The sequence below is a fragment of the Afipia sp. OHSU_II-C1 genome (assembly GCF_000497575.1).
Lineage (GTDB): Bacteria > Pseudomonadota > Alphaproteobacteria > Rhizobiales > Xanthobacteraceae > Afipia.
This window is the reverse complement of the sequence record NZ_APJI01000004.1, coordinates 46,495-70,681: the sequence shown is the minus strand read 5'-3', so window position 1 is coordinate 70,681 and position 24,187 is coordinate 46,495. Positions and strand designations below refer to the sequence as shown.

Annotated in this window: 20 protein-coding genes; 4 read left to right on the top strand and 16 right to left on the bottom strand. The window is 62.8% G+C overall.

The window, feature by feature from the left end; translation table 11 throughout:
- Positions 1-54: 54 nt before the first annotated feature.
- From rseP to dnaE, 10 genes are all read right to left on the bottom strand, one after another.
- Entirely contained in the window at positions 55-1,203 is a 1,149-nt protein-coding gene (gene rseP, locus I554_RS0102380) for an RIP metalloprotease RseP (protein WP_024575321.1), read from the bottom strand.
- A 45-nt stretch (positions 1,204-1,248) separates the two neighbouring features.
- On the bottom strand, positions 1,249-2,472 hold the full coding sequence (gene dxr / locus I554_RS0102375; RefSeq protein ID WP_024575320.1) for a 1-deoxy-D-xylulose-5-phosphate reductoisomerase: 1,224 nt from the start codon (positions 2,470-2,472) through the stop codon (positions 1,249-1,251).
- Positions 2,473-2,476: 4 nt separating this feature from the next.
- Complete coding sequence (locus tag I554_RS0102370; RefSeq protein WP_152527642.1) at positions 2,477-3,265, bottom strand: phosphatidate cytidylyltransferase; 789 nt, start codon at positions 3,263-3,265, stop codon at positions 2,477-2,479.
- A gap of 62 nt (positions 3,266-3,327) precedes the next feature.
- Entirely contained in the window at positions 3,328-4,086 is a 759-nt protein-coding gene (locus I554_RS0102365) for an isoprenyl transferase (protein ID WP_024575318.1), read from the bottom strand.
- A 10-nt stretch (positions 4,087-4,096) separates the two neighbouring features.
- The gene (gene frr, locus I554_RS0102360) at positions 4,097-4,660 is read right to left on the bottom strand and encodes a ribosome recycling factor (RefSeq protein ID WP_024575317.1); all 564 of its coding nucleotides are present in this window, start codon (positions 4,658-4,660) and stop codon (positions 4,097-4,099) included.
- Positions 4,661-4,761: 101 nt separating this feature from the next.
- A complete protein-coding gene (gene pyrH / locus I554_RS0102355) occupies positions 4,762-5,478 on the bottom strand; it encodes a UMP kinase (RefSeq protein WP_024575316.1) in 717 nt (238 codons plus the stop codon).
- A gap of 95 nt (positions 5,479-5,573) precedes the next feature.
- A complete protein-coding gene (gene tsf / locus I554_RS0102350; RefSeq protein ID WP_024575315.1) occupies positions 5,574-6,497 on the bottom strand; it encodes a translation elongation factor Ts in 924 nt (307 codons plus the stop codon).
- A 131-nt stretch (positions 6,498-6,628) separates the two neighbouring features.
- Complete coding sequence (locus I554_RS0102345; protein ID WP_029659785.1) at positions 6,629-7,621, bottom strand: 30S ribosomal protein S2; 993 nt, start codon at positions 7,619-7,621, stop codon at positions 6,629-6,631.
- A gap of 247 nt (positions 7,622-7,868) precedes the next feature.
- Positions 7,869-10,208, bottom strand: coding sequence for a caspase domain-containing protein (locus I554_RS0102340; protein WP_024575313.1), 2,340 nt, complete (start codon positions 10,206-10,208; stop codon positions 7,869-7,871).
- A gap of 104 nt (positions 10,209-10,312) precedes the next feature.
- Positions 10,313-13,840, bottom strand: coding sequence for a DNA polymerase III subunit alpha (dnaE, locus tag I554_RS0102335; protein ID WP_024575312.1), 3,528 nt, complete (start codon positions 13,838-13,840; stop codon positions 10,313-10,315).
- A 536-nt stretch (positions 13,841-14,376) separates the two neighbouring features.
- On the opposite strand from dnaE, the gene I554_RS0102325 reads away from it, so the two are divergent.
- On the top strand, positions 14,377-14,646 hold the full coding sequence (locus I554_RS0102325) for a DUF3551 domain-containing protein (RefSeq protein ID WP_024575311.1): 270 nt from the start codon (positions 14,377-14,379) through the stop codon (positions 14,644-14,646).
- 10 nt (positions 14,647-14,656) lie between these two features.
- On the opposite strand, the gene I554_RS0102320 is transcribed toward I554_RS0102325, so the two are convergent.
- From I554_RS0102320 to proS, 3 genes are all read right to left on the bottom strand, one after another.
- Positions 14,657-15,355, bottom strand: coding sequence for an ABC transporter ATP-binding protein (locus I554_RS0102320; protein WP_024575310.1), 699 nt, complete (start codon positions 15,353-15,355; stop codon positions 14,657-14,659).
- Positions 15,356-15,363: 8 nt separating this feature from the next.
- On the bottom strand, positions 15,364-16,632 hold the full coding sequence (locus I554_RS0102315) for a lipoprotein-releasing ABC transporter permease subunit (protein WP_024575309.1): 1,269 nt from the start codon (positions 16,630-16,632) through the stop codon (positions 15,364-15,366).
- A gap of 96 nt (positions 16,633-16,728) precedes the next feature.
- Positions 16,729-18,051 carry a proline--tRNA ligase gene (gene proS / locus I554_RS0102310; RefSeq protein WP_006020747.1) on the bottom strand — a complete coding sequence of 441 codons (1,323 nt, stop codon included), beginning with the start codon at positions 18,049-18,051 and terminating at the stop codon, positions 16,729-16,731.
- A 165-nt stretch (positions 18,052-18,216) separates the two neighbouring features.
- Between proS and I554_RS0102305 the strand changes: the two genes are divergently transcribed.
- The 3 genes from I554_RS0102305 to I554_RS0102295 are packed head-to-tail and all read left to right on the top strand — an operon-like array spanning position 18,217 to position 21,318.
- The gene (locus I554_RS0102305) at positions 18,217-18,597 is read left to right on the top strand and encodes a hypothetical protein (protein ID WP_024575308.1); all 381 of its coding nucleotides are present in this window, start codon (positions 18,217-18,219) and stop codon (positions 18,595-18,597) included.
- 59 nt (positions 18,598-18,656) lie between these two features.
- Complete coding sequence (locus tag I554_RS0102300; protein ID WP_024575307.1) at positions 18,657-20,798, top strand: TonB-dependent receptor; 2,142 nt, start codon at positions 18,657-18,659, stop codon at positions 20,796-20,798.
- 52 nt (positions 20,799-20,850) lie between these two features.
- Complete coding sequence (locus I554_RS0102295; protein ID WP_244432702.1) at positions 20,851-21,318, top strand: copper uptake system-associated protein; 468 nt, start codon at positions 20,851-20,853, stop codon at positions 21,316-21,318.
- Positions 21,319-21,799: 481 nt separating this feature from the next.
- On the opposite strand, the gene I554_RS0102290 is transcribed toward I554_RS0102295, so the two are convergent.
- The 3 genes from I554_RS0102290 to I554_RS0102280 are packed head-to-tail and all read right to left on the bottom strand — an operon-like array spanning position 21,800 to position 24,186.
- The gene (locus I554_RS0102290) at positions 21,800-22,075 is read right to left on the bottom strand and encodes a DUF1467 family protein (protein ID WP_024575305.1); all 276 of its coding nucleotides are present in this window, start codon (positions 22,073-22,075) and stop codon (positions 21,800-21,802) included.
- Between the two features lie 8 nt (positions 22,076-22,083).
- Positions 22,084-22,488 carry a methylmalonyl-CoA epimerase gene (gene mce, locus I554_RS0102285; protein ID WP_024575304.1) on the bottom strand — a complete coding sequence of 135 codons (405 nt, stop codon included), beginning with the start codon at positions 22,486-22,488 and terminating at the stop codon, positions 22,084-22,086.
- 27 nt (positions 22,489-22,515) lie between these two features.
- Positions 22,516-24,186 (bottom strand): ribonuclease J, encoded by a 1,671-nt coding sequence (locus I554_RS0102280; protein WP_024575303.1) that lies wholly within the window; start codon positions 24,184-24,186, stop codon positions 22,516-22,518.
- Position 24,187: the final 1 nt, after the last annotated feature.

Here is a 24,187-nt window from a genome sequence, read left to right as displayed (position 1 = left end):
TCCAATTTCCCAACAAGACGTTGCTGATCGGCCACGCCTGTAAAAAAGCCGCAATCAGGACGCCGCCAAATGCAGGATGTCGTTGTAGGTCGCGAAGATCATCAGCATCAGCACCAGGGCCAGTCCGACCCGGAAACCCAGCTCCTGCGATCGTTCCGACAGCGGCTTTCCCCGCACCGCTTCCACCGCGTAGAACAAAAGGTGACCGCCATCGAGAAGCGGGACCGGAAACAGGTTGAGAAGGCCGATCGACACCGAAAGAACCGCAGCCAGGTGAATCAGCGCCGCAAGGCCAATCGTGGCAACCTGTCCCGATATCTGGGCGATCCGGATCGGCCCGCCGACCTGATCGGCATTCTCCCGGCCGGTGAAGATTCCGCCGATGTAGGAAACGGTCCGGTCAACGACGAACCAAGTCTCCTTGACGCCCAGCCAAACAGCGGTCGCGGGATTCACTGGTTTGGTGACGGTGTCGCCCGGCCCCGAAGCGCGGGTGATTCCGAGGATGCCGACCCGATGGACGTTGCCGAAGGTGTCCTTGATTTCCTTGAGCTGGGGCGTTCCGGTCAGCTTCACGACCTCGTCGCCGCGTTTCACGGTGAAGACCAGCGACGTACCCGCCTTGGTGCTCACAAGCCGCTGCATGTCGGTGAAGCTCTCGATCGCGTCGCCGTTGATCGCCGTCACGACGTCGCCGGGCTTGAAGCCGGCTGCCGCTGCGGCGCTGTTTTCCTGAATGGAATCGACCCGCGCGGTCTGGCTCGGCTTGCCGAAGAACGTGAAGAGGGCCGCGAAAATGACAATTGCGAGCAGGAAGTTCGCAATCGGACCCGCGGCAACAATGGCAGCGCGCGGCCCGACCTTCTTGTGGTGGAAACTGACCTTGCGCTCTTCCGCGCTCATGGTCTGGAGCGTTTCGGAGGATGGCGTGCTGGCCTCGGAATCGTCCCCGAAAAACTTGACGTAGCCGCCGAGCGGAATCGCCGAAACCTTCCAGCGCGTGCCGTGGCGATCGTTGAAGCCGAAGAGTTCCGGCCCGAAGCCGAGCGAGAACGTTAAGACCTTCACCCCGGCCCAGCGGGCGACAAGGAAATGGCCAAGCTCGTGGAAGAAGACAACGATGGTCAGGACAAACAGGAAGGGGATGATGTAGCCGATCAGGCCATGACTCAACGTATTGAAACTATTCAGGAAAAAATCCACAACTCAATCCCTCACCAGCGGGCTGCCCGGCCCGGTCCCAACGATCTAGGATGCCTTTAAGGCAATTTGAGGCAAGAGGGCGGCAGCACTATTTCGCGCATCATGGTCAACGGAAATCGCATCATCCGCTGAGGTCAGCGGCGCGAGATTCCCTGCCTTCACCCAGTTGTTCAACGTGGCTTCGACCAGCTGCGCGATACCGCCAAACCGGATTCTCTGCGCGACGAAAGCCGCCACCGCGACCTCATTCGCCGCATTGTAGACGGTGGTCGCGCCGTTGCCGATGCGCAGCGCGTCATAGGCGAGTTTCAATCCGGGGAACCGGTCGTAATCCGGCGCCTCAAACGTCAGCGAGCCGATCTTGGCAAGATCCAGCGTCGCAGCACGCCCGCTAATGCGATCCGGCCAGCCAAGGCAATGCGCAATCGGCGTGCGCATGTCCGGAGTTCCGAGTTGCGCCATCACAGAGCGGTCCGAGAATTCGACCATGCCGTGAACGATGGATTGCGGATGCACCAGCACATCGATCTCATCCGGCGACAGCGCGAACAGATATGACGCCTCGATGACTTCCAGCCCCTTGTTCATCATCGAGGCGGAATCGATGGTGATCTTCTGGCCCATGCTCCAGTTCGGATGCTTCAGCGCCTGAGCCAGCGTGGCCTGCGCGATGTCAGCCGCCTTCCAGGTCCGGAACGGACCGCCGGATGCGGTGATAATGACGCGAACCAGTTCCTCGCGGTTGCCGGAGGCTAGCGCCTGAAACAGCGCGTTGTGTTCCGAATCCGCCGGCAGAATGCACGCGCCGGCTTTGGCTGCGCGACCCATGAAGAAGTCGCCGGCGCAAACAAGGCATTCCTTGTTGGCGAGTGCGATCGTGGCACCACGATCGGCGGCCGCGAGCGCAGGCTTCAGTCCCGCCGCGCCGCTCACTGCAGCCATCACCCAGTCGGCCGGTCGCTCCGCAGCTTCGATGATCGCGCTCTCGCCTGCACCAAACGCAATGTTGGTTCCGGCCAGAGCATCACGCAATTCATTGAGCTTCGAGGGATCGGCCACGGCGACAAACCGCGCGCCAAATTCCTTCGCGAGCTTCACCAGCCCCTCGACGTTGCCGTTGGCGGTAAGCGCCTCGACCTGATAGCGCTCGGGCGACGCGCGCAGCAAATCCATCGTGCTGTCGCCGATGGAGCCCGTCGCGCCGAGCACGGTGACAGTCCGCACGGATGATGCCGCGGCCTTGTTGTTACGCAACGGAACAGCGTTCATCACATCACCAAACCATGAAACCGCGACCGACGCCATCAAGGCCGCCGCGCATATAGCCAATAAGGGCGGCGAAAACGATCGCCGCAACGAAACCGTCGAGCCGGTCAAGCAATCCGCCGTGACCAGGAATGATGTGGCTCGAATCCTTGACGTCGAAGCGACGCTTGACCGCGGACTCGAACAGGTCGCCGAACTGCGAAACGATCGACAGCACGGCACCGAGCAGAAGCAGCGGAAGCATCTTGCCGAAACCCAGCAGCGCGAATCCGGCAGCGACCACCAGGCCCAACACCAGTCCGCCGATGGCGCCCGCCCATGTCTTCTTCGGGCTGACGCGCGGCCAGAGCTTCGGCCCGCCGATGCCCCGTCCCGCGAAGTAACCGCCGATATCGGTCACCCATACAATGAGGAGAACGAACATCAGCGCGACAAATCCGAACTCCGGGTCGCGCCGGACGACAATCGAGGCAATCAGCGCCGCCGTCGCATAGACCAGTCCGCCTGCAACCCATCCGCGCCGCTCGCGCACGAGTGCCGCGGCCAGCACAATTCCAGCAGCCGCGATCCCGAACGCGAGATCGGTCCGCCGCAGCATCAGGCAGATGCCGGCAATCGCCAAGGCAACGATGCCCACAGCAGCGACAAGACGATTGCCCGAGACACCGACAATCATCAGCCACTCGAAATACAGCAAGGCCGCGGCCGCGATGACAATGCAGGTCCACGGCCAGCCGCCGATCCACGCGACGGCGATGGTCAGCGGTGCGAGGACCAGCGCGGCGACGACGCGCATGTAGAGATTGCTCGACGCTTTCGCGGTATCGGATGTGGCTGGAGTCTCCGGGGCCACGCCGCTCACGATCCGGTTTTGGCGACGAGCCCGCCGAAGCGGCGTTCGCGGGTCGCGTATTCGGCAATCGCGCCTTCGAGCGCAGCCTTGTCGAAGTCCGGCCAGTGAATCGGAACGAACACCAGTTCGCTATAAGCCGCCTGCCACATCAGGAAGTTCGAAAGACGCTGCTCGCCGCTGGTGCGGATGATCAGATCGGGGTCCGGAATGTCCGACGTATCGAGATGAGCACCCAGCACATCGGGCGTGATCGTTGCCGGATCACGCTTGCCTTCGGCAACTTCACGCGCGAGCCGCTGCGCTGCGTTGGCGATCTCCTGCCTCGATCCGTAGTTGAAGGCCACGACAAGTGTGAGACGGGTGTTGTTTCGCGTCAGTTCTTCCGCTTCGGTGAGCAGCGCACAGATGTCGGACTCGAGCCCTTCCCGCTCGCCGATGACGCGAACCCGCACGCCGTCGGCATGCAGGGTCGCAAGATCGTTGCGGATGAAGCGGCGCAGCAGGCCGAACAGATCGCCGATCTCGCTCGCCGGCCGCGACCAGTTCTCGGAGCTGAACGAGAAGATCGTGAGATAGGAAATCCCGAGTTCGTGGGAGGCGCGCACCACCTTGCGCAGCGCATCGACACCGCGGCGGTGTCCCTCGGCACGCGGCAATCCCCGCGCCGCCGCCCAGCGTCCATTGCCGTCCATGATAATCGCGACGTGCCGCGGCGCATCGGCACGATCCGATTCTCCTGGCTTTGGCATGGCGCCGTTCGACATTCGCGATCTCTTAAACCGTGAGAATTTCTTTTTCCTTTGTCGCAAGCGCCTTATCGACGTCGGCGATGGCGGCATCAGTCACCTTCTGAACCTCGTTCGAATGACGCTTCTCGTCGTCCTCCGAGATCAGATGATCCTTTTCGAGCTTTTTGAGGACATCGAGTCCGTCGCGGCGCACGTGACGAACCGCGACGCGCGCAGCTTCGGCATACTTGTGCGCGACCTTCACCAGCTCCTTGCGGCGCTCTTCGTTGAGTTCAGGAATCCGCAAACGGATCACCTGTCCTTCCGTCGCGGGAGAAAGACCGAGATTCGAATTGACGATTGCGGTTTCAACCGCCTTCACCATCGACTTGTCCCAGACCTGCACCGACAGCAGGCGCGGCTCGGGCACGCTCACGGTGGCCACCTGATTGAGCGGCATATGGCTGCCATAGGCCTCGACCTGCACCGGCTCGACCATCGAGATCGCTGCACGGCCCGTACGCAATCCGCCCAGCTCGTGCTTGAGCGATGCAATGGCGCCTTCCATGCGCCGCTTCAGATCATTGATATCGAAATTCCCGGCCGCCATGCGATGCTACTCCCTTCAAGTCCGACGCGGCTCATAACCTCACCGCATCCAGTATCTTATTGTTCAGGCACAACTTTTAAGTTCACGACACCAGCCCTGCGTCAGCCGGAGACAATCGTGCCCTTGCCCTTGCCGCTCAGAATGGCGCCGATCGAGCCCGGCTCGGCGATCGAAAACACGATGATAGGCAAGGACGTTTCGCGGGCAAGCGCGAAGGCCGTCGCGTCCATCACCTTATAACCGCCTTCCACCGCCTGCGAATGGCTCAGCCGTTCAAATCGCTTGGCGGATGGGTCCTTCTTCGGATCGGCGCTGTAGACCCCGTCAACGTTGGTGGCCTTGAGAACCGCCTGCGCCCCGATTTCGGCTGCGCGCAATACCGCCGTGGTGTCGGTCGTGAAGTACGGATTGCCGGTGCCGCCGGCGAGCAGCACGATGCGGCCTTCGGCGAGATACCGGTGGGCCGCGGCGCGCGTGAAGAGTTCGCTGATCTGCGGCATCACGAACGCGCACAGCGTGCGGGCTGACTGGCCCTTGCGCTCCAGCGCCGATTCGAGCGCCAGACAGTTCATCACGGTGGCGAGCATGCCCATTGTGTCGCCGGTGGTGCGCGACACGCCGCGCGATGAAACTTCCACGCCGCGAAAGATGTTGCCGCCGCCAACGACGACGGCGATCTCTACGCCGAGTTCCCGCGCCTTGATGATATCGCTGGCGATCCGGTCGATGGTGGGCTGGTGAATACCGAAGGACTGGTCACCGGCGAGATATTCGCCGGAGACCTTGATCACGACACGTCGATAAGACGGTTCAGCCATAGGATCGCTCACTCATTCGAATTGAGCGCATTCCAGTGCAAAACAGGCTGCCTTGCTGAATACGCCCAGGATCCCGATCGGCGCGCGTCGTCTCGTTACCCCTGACCGGCAGCGGCGGCGACCTCGGCGGCGAAATCGGATTCCTGCTTCTCGATTCCCTCGCCCAGAGCATAGCGCACAAACCCGGCAACCTTGATAGGCGCGCCGACCTTGCCCTCAGCATCCTTCACGGCCTGCGCCACGCTCTTGGCACTGTCGTGGATAAACGCCTGCTCCAGCAGGGTAACTTCCTTGTAGTAGGTCTTCAGGCCCGATTCGACGATCTTTGCGATCATCGCGTCCGGCTTGCCCTGCTGGCGGTACTTGTCCGCCATCACGTCCTTCTCGCGGCTGACCACGGCGGGGTCGAGGCCCGACGCGTCGAGCGCCTGAGGGTTGGACGCGGCAACGTGCATCGCGATCTGGCGCGCGAGCGCTGCAAGCTCATCCTTCTTGCCGGTGGATTCGAGCGCGACGATCACGCCCATCTTGCCGAGGCCGTCGATCACGGCGCCATGGATGTAGCTGCCGACAACGCCATCGCTGACCGAAAGCTCGGCCGCGCGGCGCAGCGTCATGTTCTCGCCGATGGTCGCGATCGCGTCCGCGATGGCGCGGTCGACGTCATACTCGCCAACCTTGGCAGCCTTGATCTTCTCGACGTCCGCGCCGGCCTTGAGCGCAACCTGGCCGATCATCTTGACCAGGCCCTGGAACTGCTCATTGCGCGCAACGAAGTCGGTCTCGGAATTGACTTCGACGAGAACGCCCTTCTTGCCGTCGGTGACGGCTGCGATCAGGCCTTCGGCCGCAACGCGGCCGGACTTCTTCGCGGCCTTGGAGAGGCCCTTCTTGCGCAGCCAGTCAACCGCAGCATCGATGTCGCCATTGGTTTCGGTGAGCGCCTGCTTGCAATCCATCATGCCCGCGCCGGTTTTCTCGCGCAGATCCTTGACCATTGCCGCTGTGATTGTTGCCATTGCCGGATGTCCTTTGCCTGTGCGGGCCGCGCGGCGCAGCGATGTGCTGGCTAGCCGGATTCGACGCGCAGGATTTTTCTAGTCGGGGAATGTCGCGGCCGGATGAACCGGCCGCGAGATGCGTTTGAGGCTTATTCCGCGTCCGCGGTCAGCGCCTTGGACTGGGCGACCCAGCTATCGGCACGCGCCGGCAAGCCGACTTCTTCGCCGATCTTGTGAGCGGTGTCGTGGTCGAGCTCGGCGATCTGCCAGTAGTGGAAAACGCCGAGATCGTTTAGCTTCTTCTCAATCGCGCCGGACACGCCGGAGAGCTTCTTGAGGTCGTCGGCAACGCCGCGCGGACCGGCAAGACCCTGGAAGCCTTCCGACTTAGCAGGCACAGCTTCAGCGGTTGGATTGGCCAGAGCGCCGATGTCGATGCCGGCACCGCCCTGCGCGCGCGAAATACCGTCGATCGCCGCACGGGCGATGAGGTCGCAATACAGCGAGATCGCACGGCCGGCGTCGTCGTTGCCGGGAACCACGTAGGAGATGCCCTTCGGATCGCAGTTGGTGTCGACGATCGCGGCGACCGGAATGTTGAGGCGCTGGGCCTCCTGGATCGCGATGTCTTCCTTGTTGGTGTCGATCACGAAGATCAGGTCGGGCAGACCGCCCATGTCCTTGATACCGCCGAGCGAGCGGTCGAGCTTGTCGCGCTCGCGCTGAAGCGTCAGGCGCTCCTTCTTCGTGTACTGCGCGCCTTCACCCGAGGCGAGCATCTCGTCGAGCTGACGCAGACGCTTGATCGAACCGGACACGGTCTTCCAGTTGGTCAGCGTGCCGCCGAGCCAACGGGAGTTGACGAAGTACTGCGCGGAACGCTTGGCGGCTTCCGCCACGCCGTCCTGCGCCTGGCGCTTGGTGCCGACGAACAGGATACGGCCGCCCTTGGCGACGGTATCGCTGACAGCCTGCAGCGCGCGATGAAGCAGCGGCACGGTCTGAGCGAGATCGATGATGTGAATGTTGTTGCGGGCACCGAAGATGTAATCCGCCATCTTCGGATTCCATCGGTGCGACTGGTGACCAAAGTGCACGCCAGCTTCCAGAAGCTGACGCATAGAAAATTCAGGTAACGCCATAGTTCAATTCTCCGGTTGGTTCCTCCGGAAGCGTGTGAGCAAGTCGAACCGGCAAAACGTCTGCGCAAAAAAGCAAACACCTTGCGGCCCGGTTGCCACCGGACGGCCTTTAACAGCCATGCTTCCGTGTGAGATGCCGCGGCTTATAACTGCCGCGCCGCGTCGAAGCAAGGATTTATGGCCGTTTTTCTTGGCCTCCAAGGCCCTGCGAAACGCCGGCCGGAACATGGTCCGACCGGCCACCTGTTCAGCACCTTGGCACATTCGGCGGGCATCGCTTGACCGCAGCCGGAGCCGGTCTGGGCGGAGGAGCTGCCCGTGGCGGTGGCGCTGCGGGGCGCGGCGGAGCCATCTGGGGCCGAGGCGCCATTTGAGGCCGCGGAGTCGGTGCAGCTGGCCGCTGGAACTGCGGTTGGGGACGCGGTGCCATCTGGGGCTGAGGCCTCGGAGCCATTTGTGGCCGCTGGAACTGCGGCTGCGGCCGAGGCGCCGCTTGCGGCGGACGCTGGAACTGGGGCTGCGGTCGTTGAATCTGCGGACGCGGGGTCGCCTGAGGCCGAGGTTCGGGCCTCTGGAACTGCGGCCGAGGCTGACCGGCAGACCGTTCCGGACGGCCCGGTCTTGCCGCCGGGCCCGATGGAGCGGCAACCCCTGGCTGCGGAGATCCTGGCTGAACCGATGGCCGCGCAAGGCCGGGCCGGCCATCCGGACCACGGTCACCCCGTCCGGGTCGGCCGTCCTGTCCCGGCTGCGGGCCGGTTGCCCCGGGCGCAGGCAACGTACTCGGCAGAGGCCGACCGACCGGCCGTCCTCCCGGTCCAGCTCCCTGCCCTGGCAGCACATTGTCCGGACGAAGATTCCCGGGCCTGACAACGCCCGGCTGCACTTGCCCCGGCTGCACTTGTCCCGGACCACCCGGACGGCCCGCTCCCGGCAGAACGCCCGGAGGTGCGGCAACCTTACCCTGATTGATCAGATTCGCGCGCCGTGTCGCCGACGGTGGCAACGCCGGCGCAAATGCGGGACGGGTCGCCGCGACGCCGCCTGGTCCGGCGCCGGGACGCCCCGGCCTGAACTGACCGCCTTGCCCGAACTGGCCGCCGGGTCTGCCCGCTCCGATTGCTCCGGGCGGCGGACGCCGGTTGATGACGGTATTGATGACCTCTCGGTTGTGGATGTTCGTGAACAGGAAACGGTTCACCGGCGGACGCACATAGATCGGCGGCCGGATGAAGATCGGGATCGGAACAAACACCGGCTGCGGCAGGTAGTACGCATCCGCGTAGTAGATCGGCGGATCGAGCACGACGAAGTCTTCCGGCGGCGGCGGCAGGAAGAAGATCGGCGGCGGCGGTGGCGGCGCGAACGCAAAGACCGGATCGTCGAACATCAGGTACGGCCGGTCGACATACTGGTATTCGTATTCCGGCGGCGGCGGCACGTCATAGGCATACGCGTCGAAGCTCGGCGGCGGCTCCAGCGCGGCAGCGATATTGGCAAGCCTGCGGCGCGCGTCCGCCGCATGCGGACCGCGCGGATAGCGCTTCAGATATGACCAGTAGGCCTGCTGCGTGTTCGCGCGATAGGTCTGCCGCCATGTGATCGCCTCGCGGCGCGCGGCGATGATCGCCCTCACCCGCTTTGCCATCGGATCGTCCGGATAGGCCGCGAGAAAGGCTTCATAGTCGGCAATGGTGTCGCGTTCGAGCGCCGCCGTGTAAGCCTCCTGCGCGCTGAAATCGCGAATGGGCTTCGAGCGCGCAGCGGCGTCCTGATTGGCTTGAAGCGGCGGAGCGTCCGGCGCGCGCTCGAAGAACACGAAGTCGCCTTCGAACTTCTGCGCATCCCACGGCACCTGCGCGCCCTTGGTCACGTCATTCACGCGCAATCGCACGCGGTTGAAAACTTCGGGGAGCGAAATGCCGCCGGTACGCATCATCTCCGCCAGCGCCTGCGCATAGGGGCCGTAGTTGCCGGTGGGGTTCGGCGCCACCGTGCCCGGCGCGGCGTTGAACGCGATCAGACTCTTGGGGTCGGGTTCGATGAGCGCAAGGCCACCTGCCAGCGGCTGGCCTTCTTTCGCGAACGGCTGATTGTAGGCCGCGTCGAGCACCACAACGGTGCCCTTCAGGGGCAGCGACGACAACTGGCGGATATAGTCGCCGACGCGCAGGCCCTCGACCGGAACGTCGGTGTCACGCACCATGCTGGCGTCGACCGGCGCGAAGTAGTTCTCGCCCGCGAGCTGAAGGCCGTAACCTGCGAAATAAACGAACGCCACGGTATCCGGACCCGCCGCCTGTGCCTTCTTGATGAAGTCGCCGAAGGTCTGGCGCAGCGTCTCGCCGTCGAGGTCGCGCGCGCCGACCACATCGAAGCCCGCCGCCTGCAATGTCTGCGCGATCAGACCGGCATCGTTGGCCGCGGTCGCCAACGGCGCCTTCTGGTAGTTGCCGTTGCCGATCACGAGTGCAATGCGGCTCTGCTGGCCCTGTGCGGGCGGCGGGGCTTGTGCGTGAAGCGGCAACGCCGTCGCCGTGAAGGCCAGTACCGCCGCGACGCCGAAGAACCTGCTCATTCCGCGCATGACACCATTCCCGTTCAGCCCAACGGCGCAGTCAACCCTGCGCCGCATGAACATTGTTTGAACGAAAGATAGTCGGAATAAGGCGGATGCCCAAACAGCAAACGTCAGATCGTTTGCACATCCACCACGCCGGCAACCGCCTTAAGCGCGCCGGCGATCTGGGGCGACACCTTGAACTTGCCCGGCAGCTTCATTTCGACCTCGGTCTGAAGATCGAGCATCATGATCAGCGTGACCTCGCCGTCGCCCGTGGGCGGCCCGGATGAGGCCCTCGCCGGCTGGAGCTTGTTGCCCCCGCCGGCCGCGGCCTGATGACCTTCCAGACGCTTGGCGATCGACTCCAGCGGCTTGTCGTCGCGCACGAAGATGCGCAGACCCTTCTGGGTTTTGGCGGCGGCATCGTCGAGCGGCTCGGCGTGCAGAATCCGCGCGCGCACATCCTCGCCCTGCAACTCCGCGCCGATCTGCATCAAAACCGCCGAACCCGGTTCAAGCACGTCCCGGTATTGCGCAAGCCCTTCCGAGAACAGAACGGCCTCGAAATGTCCGGTCGGGTCCGACAGTCCGATAATGCCCATCTTGTTGCCGGTCTTGGTGCGGCGCTCCATCCGCGACACCACCGTCGCGGCAACGCGCCCCGCGGTCGCGCCGGTCTTCACCGCGCGCGAGAACTCGGTCCAGGATTGCACCCGCAGACGCTTCAGCGCGGCGGAATAATCGTCCAGCGGATGACCCGACAGGAAAAAGCCGATGGCGTCGTATTCGCGGCGCAGCCGGTCTGCCGGCAGCCATGGCTCGAGATTCGGAAGCACGATGCTCGGCGCATCCGCCATGCCGCCGAACATGTCGTTCTGACCGCTGGTGGCGGCTTCGTGGCTGCGCTGGCAGGCCGCGACGATGGCATCGGCGCCGGCGAACACGCGCGCGCGGTTGGCGTCGATGGTGTCGAATGCACCCGCCGCCGCAAGGCTTTCCACCACACGCTTGTTGATCGCGCGCGGGCTGACGCGGGAGGCGAAATCGGCAAGCGAGGTAAAGGGCCGGTCGCCCCGCGCTTCCACAATCATCTCGACAGCCTGCTGGCCGACACCCTTGAGCGCGGCGAGCGCGTAATAGATCGTGTTCTCGCTGACCTCGAATGTCGCGCCCGAGCGATTGATCGACGGCGGTTCGACCTTGATGCCGAGCCGCTGCGCTTCTGCGCGGAATTCGGACAGCTTGTCGGTGTTGTTCATGTCGAGCGTCATCGACGCCGCAATGAACTCCACCGGATAATGCGCCTTCATGTAGGCGGTCTGGAACGACACCAGTGCGTAGGCCGCCGCGTGGCTCTTGTTGAAGCCGTAGTCCGCGAACTTTGCGAGCAGTTCGAAGATCGTCTGCGCCTGCCCCTTCGGCACGCTGTTCTTGGTCGCGCCGGCGACAAAGATCTCGCGCTGCTTGTCCATTTCCGCGCGAATCTTCTTGCCCATCGCGCGGCGCAGCAGGTCGGCGTCGCCGAGCGAATAGCCCGCCATCACCTGCGCGATCTGCATCACCTGTTCCTGATAGATGATGACGCCGAAGGTCTCCTTCAGGATCGGCTCGAGCATCGGATGCATGTAGTCCGACTCTTCGTCGCCGTGCTTGCGCGCGCAATAGGTCGGGATGTTCGCCATCGGACCGGGACGATAGAGCGCCACCAGCGCGATCAGGTCCTCCAGCCGGTCCGGCCGCATGTCGACCAGCGCGCGCCGCATGCCCTGACTTTCAACCTGGAACACGCCGACCACTTCGCCGCGCGCCAGCATCTCGTAGCTTTTCTTGTCGTCGAGCGGCAGATGCGCCAGATCGACATCCGTATTGCGCTGCTTGAGCAGTTTCACCGCCACATCGAGAACCGTCAAAGTCTTGAGGCCAAGGAAGTCGAACTTCACGAGGCCCGCAGGCTCGACCCATTTCATGTTGAACTGGGTGACCGGCATGTCCGATTTCGGATCGCGATACATCGGGACCAGTTCGGAAAGCGGCCGGTCCCCAATCACGATGCCCGCCGCGTGGGTCGAGGCGTGACGCGTCAAACCTTCGAGGCGCTGCGCGATATCGAACGCGCGCGCGATGACGGGGTCCTCGTCGCGAAACGCCTGCAGCTTGGGTTCGCTTTCGATGGCCTTCGCGAGGGTCACGGGCGCCGCCGGATTTTGCGGCACCAGCTTGGTGAGCCGGTCCACCTGTCCGTAGGGCATCTGCAACACGCGACCAACGTCGCGCAGCACGCCGCGCGCCTGCAAGGTACCGAACGTGATGATCTGCCCGACCTGCTCGCGGCCGTAGCGCTCCTGCACATAGCGGATCACCTCGCCGCGGCGGTCCTGACAGAAGTCGATGTCGAAGTCCGGCATCGAGACACGCTCCGGATTGAGGAAGCGCTCGAACAGCAGGCCGAACCGGATCGGATCGAGATCGGTGATGGTGAGTGCATAGGCCACCAGCGAACCCGCGCCCGAACCACGGCCCGGCCCCACCGGAATGCCGTGCGACTTCGCCCACTTGATGAAGTCCGACACGATCAGGAAGTAGCCGGGATATTTCATGCGTGTGATGACGTCGATCTCGAACGCCAGACGCTTTGCGTAGTCTTCTTCCGTGGTGCCCGGAGCAAGACCATACTTTTGCAGACGCCAGGCCAGGCCGTCCTCGGCCTGACGGCGCAGTTCCTCGGCCTCGCCGCCTTCGCCATCAGCCGAGTTATCGCTTGCCACCGTAAAGCGCGGCAGGATCGGCTTGCGCGTCTTGGGACGAAACGCGCAGCGCCGCGCGATCTCGACGGTGGACGCCAGCGCCTCGGGCAGATCGGCAAACAGCACAGCCATCTCGGCGCGCGTCTTGAAACGGTGATCCGGCGTCAGCTGATCGCGGTCGGTTTCCGACACCAGCCGCCCGCCTGCGATACAGAGCAGCGCGTCGTGCGCCTCGTAGTCGTCGGCGGTGGCGAAGTACGGCTGGTTGGTAGCGACCAGCGGCAGACCCATGGCATAGGCCATGTCGATCAGCGCAGGCTCGACGCGGCGCTCGCTCTCAAGTCCGTGCCGTTGCAATTCGATGTAGAGGCGGTCGCCAAACAGTTTCGCGAGGATGTCGCAGCGCGCCTGCGCCAATGCGGGCTGGTCCGCGTTGATGGCCTGCCCGATCGGCCCTTCCGGTCCGCCGGTCAACGCGATCAGTCCGGCGCTCTCGCCGTCCAGCCACGCGATCTTGATGTGCGGGGTCTCGTTGACCGGTGTTTCCAGGAACGCACGGGAGTTCAGTTTCATCAGGCTACGGTAGCCGTCCTCGCTGGTTGCGAGGAGAACGAGCCGCGCCGGCGCCAGTGCATTACGCGCACTCGGATCCTGATCGCCGAAATCGGTTGTCATCGCGCAGCCGGTAATCGGCTGGATGCCGTAACCGGCGAGTTTGTCGGAAAATTCCAGCGCGCCGAACATGTTGTCATTGTCGGTCAGCGCCAGCGCAGGCTGATGGTCAGCCTTGGCCAGTTCCAGCAGCTTACCGATGGTCATCGACCCCTGCAGCAGCGAATAGGCCGACTGCACGTGCAGATGCACGAATCCGGGATCGAGTGCGGACGACTTCGGCGAAGCGGTTTTGGACATACGGACCCTGGCAACCTTCGCAGGTCTGATTCATCGAACCAATGAACCGACTGCGATAAAAGAACGACTCATTAAACGTCGATGGTGGTGCCTTGTACTATGGGTGTCCACGCAGAAGACGCGGACCCGTCCGACAATGCCGGGTCCATCATCGTTTTCCCCAGCCCCGGCTGTTCCGGGGCCGGCAAGTTCCTACATCTGAGGAATGACCTGCGCCCAGATCGCAATCATTCCGACGAAAAGCACAACCGAGGTCAGCGCAGCAGCTTCTTCAACGAATGTCTTCAACATGACCGAACTCCCTATCGACGCTCTATCGACTCTATGAGAACGTAATAAGAACATTGTTCCTTTTTTGTTCTCAGAGTCAAGGGTCGGGAATCCGCCCTGAAGAGCAATGCTAACGAAACGTAAACGGCCCGCGACTTTCGTAAATCCATCAACAGCTACGCAGTAACGTGAGTTGACGGACGCAGCTGGAAACGGTCTGGCTTCACCACCAAGAAATCCGGGGATCGACCCGGCAGGAGAACACCATGCGCAGCTACCTTTTGGCCCTCGCCGTGCTCGGCGCCGGCTTCGCCGTCCAGTCCGCTCCTGCGGAAGCCGGGGGAAATTATCCGTTCTGCCTTCAGGGCCGCGACATCTCCACCGGCCAGGGCGATTGCAGCTTTGCGACCTATCAGCAGTGCCAGGCCACGGCGGCAGGGACCTACGCTGGCTGCTACGCCAATCCGTACTACGTGTATGACGAAGAGCGGGTCTATCAGCCGCGCCGCCGCCCTGCACCGCGGCCGTACTACTGAGCTGCCGGGTTCAGTCGAGCTCGATGACGTGACCGTCCTGGAGCGAAACTCGGCGATCCATCCGCGCAGCCAGATCCATATTGTGCGTCGCGATCAGCATCGCGACGCGCGTCGCCCGCACCAACTGGGTCAAAGCTTTGAAGACATGATCCGCGGTATGCGGATCGAGATTTCCCGTCGGCTCATCCGCGAGCAGGACCCGAGGCGCGTTGGCCACCGCGCGCGCAATCGCCACGCGCTGCTGCTCGCCCCCCGATAACTCCGCCGGCCGGTGGGTCACGCGTTCCGCCAATCCGAGATAGGCCAGGATTTCCTTCGACCGCTTCACGGTTTCCTTTTTCGGCAGGCCGCGGATCATCTGCGGCATCATCACGTTCTCAAGCGCCGAGAACTCCGGCAACAGCCGGTGGGACTGGTAGACGAACCCGATATCGGTGCGGCGGATCTGCGTCCGCTCAACGTCGGACAGCCCCGAGGTCGCGGTGCCGCCGACATAGACCTCGCCCTCGTCGGCCTGCTCCAGCAGACCGGCGATATGGAGCAGCGTCGATTTGCCGGTGCCCGACGGCGCGACCAGCGCAACGGACTGCCCCTCCCACAGCGCCAGACTGGCGCCGTCGAGAATGGTCAGCGTGGCTTCGCCCTGTTTGTAGCGCCTGCGGACGTCGTGCAGATAAACGACCGGAACGCCATTTTCCCCCTGCTCCATCTGTGCGCTCATTCGTACCTGAGCGCTTCGATAGGATCGAGACGCGCCGCCCGCCATGAGGGGTACAGCGTCGCCAGGAACGACAGCGTCAATGCCATGATCACCACCGCGGCGGTCTCTCCGACATCGACTTCAGCCGGAAGCTTGGAGAGGAAGTAAAGCTCGGGCGAGAACAGTTCGGTGTTGGTCATCCAGGAGATGAACTGCCGGATGGTCTCGATGTTGAGACAGATCACCAGTCCCAGCAGGAAGCCCACAAGCGTGCCCACCACGCCGATAGCAGCTCCGGTAATCAGAAACACCCGCATCACCGAACCCTGCGACGCGCCCATGGTGCGCAGGATCGCGATGTCCTGGCCCTTGTCCTTCACCAGCATGATCAGGCCTGAGACAATGTTCAGCGCCGCCACCAGCACGATCAGCGTCAGGATCAGGAACATGACGTTGCGCTCGACCTGCAGCGCATTGAAGAACGTGGAATTGCGCTGCCGCCAGTCGACAAGGAAGATCGGCCGCTGCGCCGCCTCCGTCACCGACTTGCGGAAGACGTCGATCCTGTCGGGGTTGGTCGTAAAGACCTCGATGGCGGTAACGTCATTGGCGCGGTTGAAATAGGCCTGAGCTTCCGTCAGCGGCATGAACACGAACGACGCGTCGTATTCCGACATACCGATCTCGAACACCGCCGCCACCTTGTAAGGCTTGATGCGCGGCGTCGTGCCCATCGGCGTGACCGCGCCGCGCGGGGAAACCAGCGTGATGCTATCCCCGGCCCGCAGCGACAACTGGTCGGCCAGCCGGCGGCCGATGGCGACGCCCTGACCTTCGTCGAACCCTTCGAGCGTGCCCTGCTTGATGTTCTTGGCGATCGACGTGACGGCGTTGAGATCCTGTGCGCGGATGCCCCGGATGAAGACGCCCGCGGCATTGAACGGCGACGAGCCGAGGCCCTGTCCGTCGACCACCGGCGCCGCGAGGCGGATGCCGTCGGCCTTGCTGATGCGCTCGGCCACGTCCTTCCAGTCGGTCAGCGGCGATTCAAGCGGCTGGACAACGATATGGCCGTTCAAACCGAGAATCTTGTCGAGCAGTTCCTTGCGGAAGCCGTTCATCACCGCCATCACAATGATGAGCGTCGCCACCCCGAGCATGATGCCGAGAAACGAAAAGCCGGCGATGACGGAAATGAAGCCTTCCTTGCGGCGCGCCCGCAGATAGCGGGTCGACAGCATCCATTCGAATGGCGCGAAAGGTGGGGTCCGAACTGGCTCGCTCATGTTGGTTCCATAGTCCGGATTTTCACACGAATCGGGCTAATTCTAGTCGCGGCCCGCAGCGACCGCGACCTTACCGAAGATTATTCAGTGGACGGATCAGGACTGGGTGAATCGGTTGATCGCCTCATCCAGGCTCATGAACTCGCGCGATCCGTCGCTGCGGCGCTTGATTTCCACCTTGCCCTCGGCGAGCCCCTTAGGGCCGATCAATACCTGCCAAGGGATACCGATCAGGTCGGCAGTGGCGAACTTGCCCCCCGGCCGCTGGTCGGTGTCGTCGTAAAGTACGTCGACGCCCTTGGCATTCAGCGCCGCATAAAACTTCTCGCAGGCCGCCCCGGTCTCCGGGCTGTCCTGCTTGAGATTGAGGACCGCGACCCTGAATGGCGCGACTTCCTCCGGCCACTTGATGCCGTTCTCGTCGTGGCAGGCCTCGATGATCGCGCCGACCAGACGCGAGACGCCGACGCCGTAGGAGCCGCCATGGATCGGCTTCTCCGCGCCGTCCGGGCCGGACACCAGAGCCTTCATCGTGTCGGAATACTTGGTGCCGAAATAGAATATCTGCCCAACCTCGATGCCGCGGGTCTGCACCCGCTTGTCGGCGGGCACTTCGCTCTCGTAGCGCGCCGCGTCGTGGACATCCTCAGTGGCCGCATAGAGATCGGTCCACTGCTTGATGATCGGCGTGAGATCGCCGTTGTAGTCCACGTCCGCGCCCGGCACCGGCAGATCGAGAACGTCCTTGTTGCAGAACACACCGGACTCGCCGGTTTCCGCCAGAACGATGAACTCGTGGGACAGATCGCCGCCGATCGGACCGGTCTCGGCCCGCATCGGGATCGCCTTCAGGCCCATGCGCGCGAAGGTGCGCAGGTAAGCCACAAACATCCGGTTGTAGGACAGCCGCGCCGCCGCTTCGTCGATGTCGAACGAATACGCATCCTTCATCAGGAATTCGCGGCCGCGCATCACGCCGAAACGCGGACGCTGCTCGTCGCGGAATTTCCATTGGATGTGATAGAGATTGAGCGGAAGGCTCCGGTATGACTTCACGTAGGACCGGAAGATTTCCGTGATCATTTCCTCGTTGGTCGGACCGTACAGCAACTCGCGCTTGTGGCGGTCCTGGATGCGCAGCATCTCCGGCCCGTAGGCGTCGTAGCGTCCGCTCTCGCGCCACAAGTCCGCAAGCTGCAGGGTCGGCATCAGGAGTTCGATGGCGCCGGCGCGATTCTGCTCTTCGCGCACGATCTGCTCGATCTTCTTCAGCACCCGGAAGCCCAGCGGCAGCCATGCATAGATGCCAGCCGCCTCCTGCCGCATCATCCCCGCGCGCAGCATCAGGCGATGCGACACGATCTCGGCCTCCTTCGGCGTTTCTTTGAGAATTGGCAGAAAAAAACGCGACAATCGCATGGGAACACTCAGAGTTTCGGGATTGATCCGGGAATCGGCGGGAAAGCTTGGGAACCTTTTCAGTGAAAGCGGATCAAATGGCAAAACACAAGAGGAAGCATGGGTGTGGCTTTTGGGGGATTTGCGGTTCCCGCCCCCCATGGTAACAGCCTGATGGGGTTTCATATGGCTGCAACACGGATCAGATCGATAGGACGATGGGCTGCGTTTGTCGCGGTCTATGCGCTTGTCTTCAACGTGATGCTGACCAGCGCCCTGCTGGCCTCGATCTCGCCGCTCAAGTTCAACGCCCTCCACGAACTCTGCCTCAACGGCAGTTCAGCGATTCCCGACGCCGACGGCAACAGCGATCCCGCCAAGCCGATCGTCCGCTGCCCGCTGTGCCTGTCGAGTGCCGTGGCAACGGCTGACCAGCCGCCGCAGACCCCTGCGCTGGCGATCCGCATCGCGCTGCGCGTTCTGTTCGAACCTGCGCCCAACGACCCTGTCGCTGTCCGCTTCGCGCAGAGCGATCACCAGCCCCGCGGCCCTCCCCACCTGAGCTGACGACCTGGCGCTTTCGCGCATCCGTTCAATCGTCAACATCATTGGTGGGACTTAAACCCATGTTTTCCGTTTCCATACGGGCGCGCAGCATCCTGCTGGCGTCCGCCGCGACCGTCTCAACGATCCCGCTCGCCCACGCGCAAACCGCGCCTCAGGAACTTCCGCCTGTTGTGGTGCAAACCGAACGACAGCCGCGTCCGGTTAGGAACCGCGTCGCAACGCCGGCACCGGTTCAGTCCGGTTCAGCCTCAACCGCGCCCACCGCTGCACCCGCACCGCTCGGCGTAAAGACTGCGGATCAGGCGCGTCAGGACATCCAGCAGACACCCGGCGGCGTCGCCGTCGTTGCGGCGGAAGAGTACAAGAACAACTCTGTCGCCAGCACCATCAAGGACATCCTCGGCTACGTGCCCGGCGTGTTCGCACAGCCGAAATGGGGCGACGACACCCGGCTTTCCATTCGCGGCTCGGGCCTGTCGCGCAATTTCCATCTGCGCGGCATCCAGCTGTACATGGACGGCATTCCGATCAACACGTCCGACGGCTATGGCGACTTCCAGGAAATCGACCCGACCGCCTACAAGTATGTCGAGGTCTACAAGGGCGCGAACGCCTTGCAGTTCGGCGCGAACTCGCTCGGCGGCGCGATCAATTTCGTGACGCCGACCGGCCGCGATTTTGGCGTCAACAGCGCCGGGATCGACATGGGCTCGTTCGGCTATCGCCGCTTCCAGGGCAGCGTCGGTGGCGCGAACGGTCCGTGGGACGCGTTCTTCACCGCATCGAACCAGAGCGCCGAAGGATTCCGCGATCACAGCTACGGCCACTCGACCCGCGCCAGCGGCAATATCGGCTATCAGTTCTCGCCGGATTTCGAGACGCGCTTCTATATCAACGCCAATGACATCCGGCAGCGCATTCCGGGCTCGGTAACGAGGGCATCCGCGCTCACATCGCCCGAGACTGCGGCAGCCGGCAACGTCATCAACGACCAGCAGCGCAACATCGACAGCGGGCGTCTGGCTAACAAGACGACGGTCCGGTTCGGTGCGACCACGGTGGAGTTCGGCGCTTTCGCGGTGGACCGCCACCTGATGCATCCGATCTTCCAGTGGCTGGACTATCAGTACAAAGACTACGGCGGCTTCGGCAAAGTCACCGACGACCGGGTCATCGGCGGCTTCCGCAACCGGCTGGTGGCGGGCGTCAACGTCGTCAACGGCGAGATCGACAACAAGCAGTATCAGAACATCGGCGGCTACAAAGGTGCGCTGCTGTCGTCATCGCTCGACAAGTCGAAGAATACCTCCGCTTATGTGGAGAACTCGTTCTACTTCCTGCCGAACGTCGCTGCCATCGGCGGCACCCAGTTCCTGTACGCGACGCGCGATCGCACGGCCCGGTTCGGTGCGACATCGAGTGGCTCGACGGAGTTCAACCTGTGGAGTCCAAAAGCCGGACTGCTCTGGGATATCGATCCGACATGGCAAGCCTTCGCCAATATTTCGCGCAGCGCCGAAGTGCCGAGTTTCGGCGAAAGCTCGGCTGCTCCCGCGATTCCGTTTTACTTGATCCAGCCACAGACGGCGACGACCTACGAGATCGGGACACGCGGCAGACGTCCCGATCTGACTTGGGAACTCACCGGCTATCGCGCAGAGATCAAGAACGAACTGCAATGCATGTATGGCGCGCCGGGACAGTGCAACGTGGTCAATGCCGACCGCACGGTCCATCAGGGGATCGAGGCTGGCCTCGGTGTCGCGGTGCTCAAGAATGTCTTCACGCCTGACGCGGACAAGGTGTGGATCAACCTCTCCTACACCTACAACGACTTCCGCTTCGACAACGATCCGGTGTTCGGCAACAACCAGCTTCCTGGCGCGCCGCGTCACTTCCTGCGCGCCGAAGCGCTCTACAAGCATGCCAACGGCTTCTACATCGGGCCGAATATCGAATGGGTTCCGCAGGCCTATTACGTGGATAACGCCAACTCGTTCACCACGCAGACTTACGCGATCTGGGGCCTGAAAGCTGGCGTCGATGACGGCAAGTACTCAATGTATCTCGAGGCACGCAACATCGCGAACACAGCGTATATCGCGAGTACTAGCATTGCGCGAAACGCAAACGCCACGTCCGCGTTGTTTGAGCCCGGCACCGGCCGCGCGGTGTATGCCGGCATGAAGGTGCGATGGTAGCCATCTGGGGCGGACAAAGCGCTTCCCGGCGGTGAGTAATCGCCGGGAAGAAATGTTTCACGAAGCACGCGGTGGATATTCTTCGATGCAAGTACGTCTCATAGGATTTTTGCTGTTGCTCGGGCTGGCCGTGGTGTCCGGCAACGCAAGCGCGGGACCGCAGGAAACTGCGATCTCAGCCATGCTGCACCACATGTTCGACAAACCTGACGCGAGGCTGACGGTCGGTCCTGTTGTGATGTCCGGCAATCACGCTATTGCCGACTGGTCCCAGGGTGAGATGGGCGGTCGTGCCTTGCTGCACAGCAGACACAACGAATGGCGTATCGTTCTCTGCACCGGTGATGAAATCAAAAATCAAGGCGCAATGATCAAGGCCGGTGTGCCCGCCGAAGACGCTTTGCGTCTTGAGCGCGATCTCGCCAATGCAGAAGCGGCGCTCGATCCAAAACAACGAGCTCAGTTTTCGAAATTTGAAGGCCTGGTCATGATGGACCACGATTCGGCGCACAAGCACTGACCCGGTGGCAGCGCGCGATATGCGATGGTAGTCGTCCACCATTTTTCATTCGCTCAGCGCGAGCGAGGCAAAAACGCCGCCAAACGACTCGTTTTCGACTTGAATCTGTAAATTGTGCACTGCCGCAAAAGTAGACATTTAGTGCTGAAAAACGTGACAAGTCAGAATCCTTCCGCTACAAAAACGCGTCAGCGCGATACGGCTATTCGTCGCATCGTCTGGTGGTCCAAGTCTCGGGAGGAGCCCCTGACGCGCATAAGCAGCGTCGCCCCGTCTAACCAAGGATAAATCCAACTTTTTCGGGGAAAATAGGGTCGACACAATTTTTGGAGCAGGGCTTAGGCCCTGCTCTTTTTTCTTTCGCGCATGTTTGATCGTCTGTGCGCGAACGCCGTACCCCGGAATCACAATCGATCGGGATGAATTATATCGCCGGTAGCGCAGGCCTCGTGCCTCACGGTTCGCTTCGCGAACCGCGCCGCTAAAGCGGAATGCCCATGAGCTGCGACAGGCGCTCGATATTCAGGTAACCGGCCCTGAAGGCCCACATCCCGATCGCGAAAATCACTGCCGAGATCGCCGTGGTCCACAGCAGCTTGCGTCCCATCCGCGCCACGCTGGGCGCGCCGGGATCGGTGCCGGCGATCTCCTCACCGTTCTCCATCTGGCTGCGCACGCCGAACGGCAGCACTGCGAACAGCACCACCCACCAGAGCACGAAGTAGATCGCGAACGCGGTTGAGATCGAATAGACCATCTAGTTTCTCAAGACTGTTCGATTTCGACGAGCGCGCCGGAGAAGTCCTTCGGATGCAGGAACAGCACCGGCTTGCCGTGCGCGCCGATCTTCGGATTGCCGTCGCCCAGCACGCGAGCCCCCTCCGCGATCAGCGTGTCGCGCGCGGCGATGATCTCCGGCACCTCGTAGCAGATATGGTGGATGCCGCCATCGGGATTACGCTCGACAAACTTCGCGATCGGCGAATCCTCGCCGAGCGGCTGGATGAATTCGATCTTGGTGTTGGGCAGCGTCGCGAACACGGTGATGACGCCATGCTCGGGCAGCGGCACCGCGCCGGAAATTTCCGCGCCGAAGGCCGTGCCATAGATCTTGGCTGCTTTCTCGGCATCCTTCACCGCAATCGCCACGTGATTGAGACGGCCCAGCATGTCTTGCTCCTGACTATCGAACGGAAATCAAACCATCAGCACGTGCACGACGCAAAGCGGCTTCTTGCCCCACTGGTCGTTGATTTCGGAGCGGACCGCGCGCCGCACGGATTCGGAAATCGCATCGGGATCGCGGCGCCGCGCGCGCGGGAGGTTCTCCACTGTGGAAACAACGAGGTCGAACACCTCGTCCGCGATGACCTCGCCTGCCTTATTCTTTTCCGGAATGCCGACGAGATCAACCTCGGGATCGTCGGCCAGATCGCCCTTGTCGGTGACCGCGATGGCGACGAAGGCGCAGCCGGCAAATGCCAGCCGCCGCCGCTCGATCACGGCGCGGGCCTTTTCCGCTTCAAGAATGTTACCGTCCTTGTAGATCCGCCCGCTCGGCAGCTCCTCGATGATCGCCGGATCGCCCGGACCCAAGCGCACCAGATCGCCGTTCTTGCAAATCAGCACCTTCGGCACGCCGCACTCGCGGGCGAGCTTGGCATGCTCGGATAAATGCAGCGCCTCGCCATGCGCCGGGATCAGCAGCTGCGGGCGCACCCACGAGATCATGTCGCGCAGTTCGTCGCGCCTCGGATGGCCGGAGACATGCACCATGTGAGTCCGGTCGGTGATGACCTCGACGCCCTGCATGATCAGACCATTGATGATCGCACCCACGGCCTTCTCGTTGCCGGGAATGGTCCGCGACGAAAAGATCACGGTATCGCCCTTGTTCAGCGTTACCTGCGGATGATCGTCGTTGGCAATGCGGGCCAGCGCGGCGCGCGGCTCGCCTTGGCTGCCGGTGCACAGCGCCAGCACCTTGTCCGGCGGAAAGTTTCCATAGTAGTCGGCGCTGCGAAACGCCTGCACGCCGTCGAGATAGCCGGTTTCGCGTGCGACCTGCACCACCCGCTCCATCGCGCGCCCGACCACGACGACCTCGCGGTCGGCTGCCTTCGCAGCGTCCGCAACGGCGCGCAGCCGTGCCACGTTGGACGCGAACGTCGTCACCGCGACGCGCCCCTTCGCTGCCTTCACCAGTTCGGTGATGTTCTTCGCGACTTCCCGCTCCGACGGCGAGCGGCCTTCGCGCACCGCGTTGGTCGAGTCGCCGATCAGCGCCATGACGCCCTCATCACCAAGCTCGCGCAGCCGCTTCTCGTCGGTCGGTTTGCCGATGATCGGCGTCGGATCGATCTTCCAGTCGCCGGTGTGCAGCACGGTTCCGGCGGACGTGCGGATCGCCAGCGCGTGTGACTCCGGAATCGAATGCGCCACCGGAATGAATTCCACGCTGAACGGACCGATCTGGACGGTGCCGCCCGACGGAATCACGGTGACAGGAATCTTCGGCGGATTGCGCTCGCTGGCGCATTTGGCCTCGAACAGCGCCGCGCTGAACTGGGTCGCATAGATCGGGCATTTCAGTTGCGGCCACAGATCGATAATCGCGCCGAAATGATCCTCATGGGCGTGGGTCAGAACCAGCCCGACCAGATTCTTCCGCTCCTTCACCAGGAAGCGAATGTCCGGCATCACCACATCGATGCCCGGCAGGTGTTCCTCGTTGCCGAACGACACGCCGAGGTCGATGGCGAGCCAGCTTCGCTGCTGTCCCTTGCCGAGGCCGTAGATCGACAGGTTCATGCCGATCTCGCCGATACCGCCGAGCGGCGCGAATGTGAGTTCGTCAGGTCGCGACATA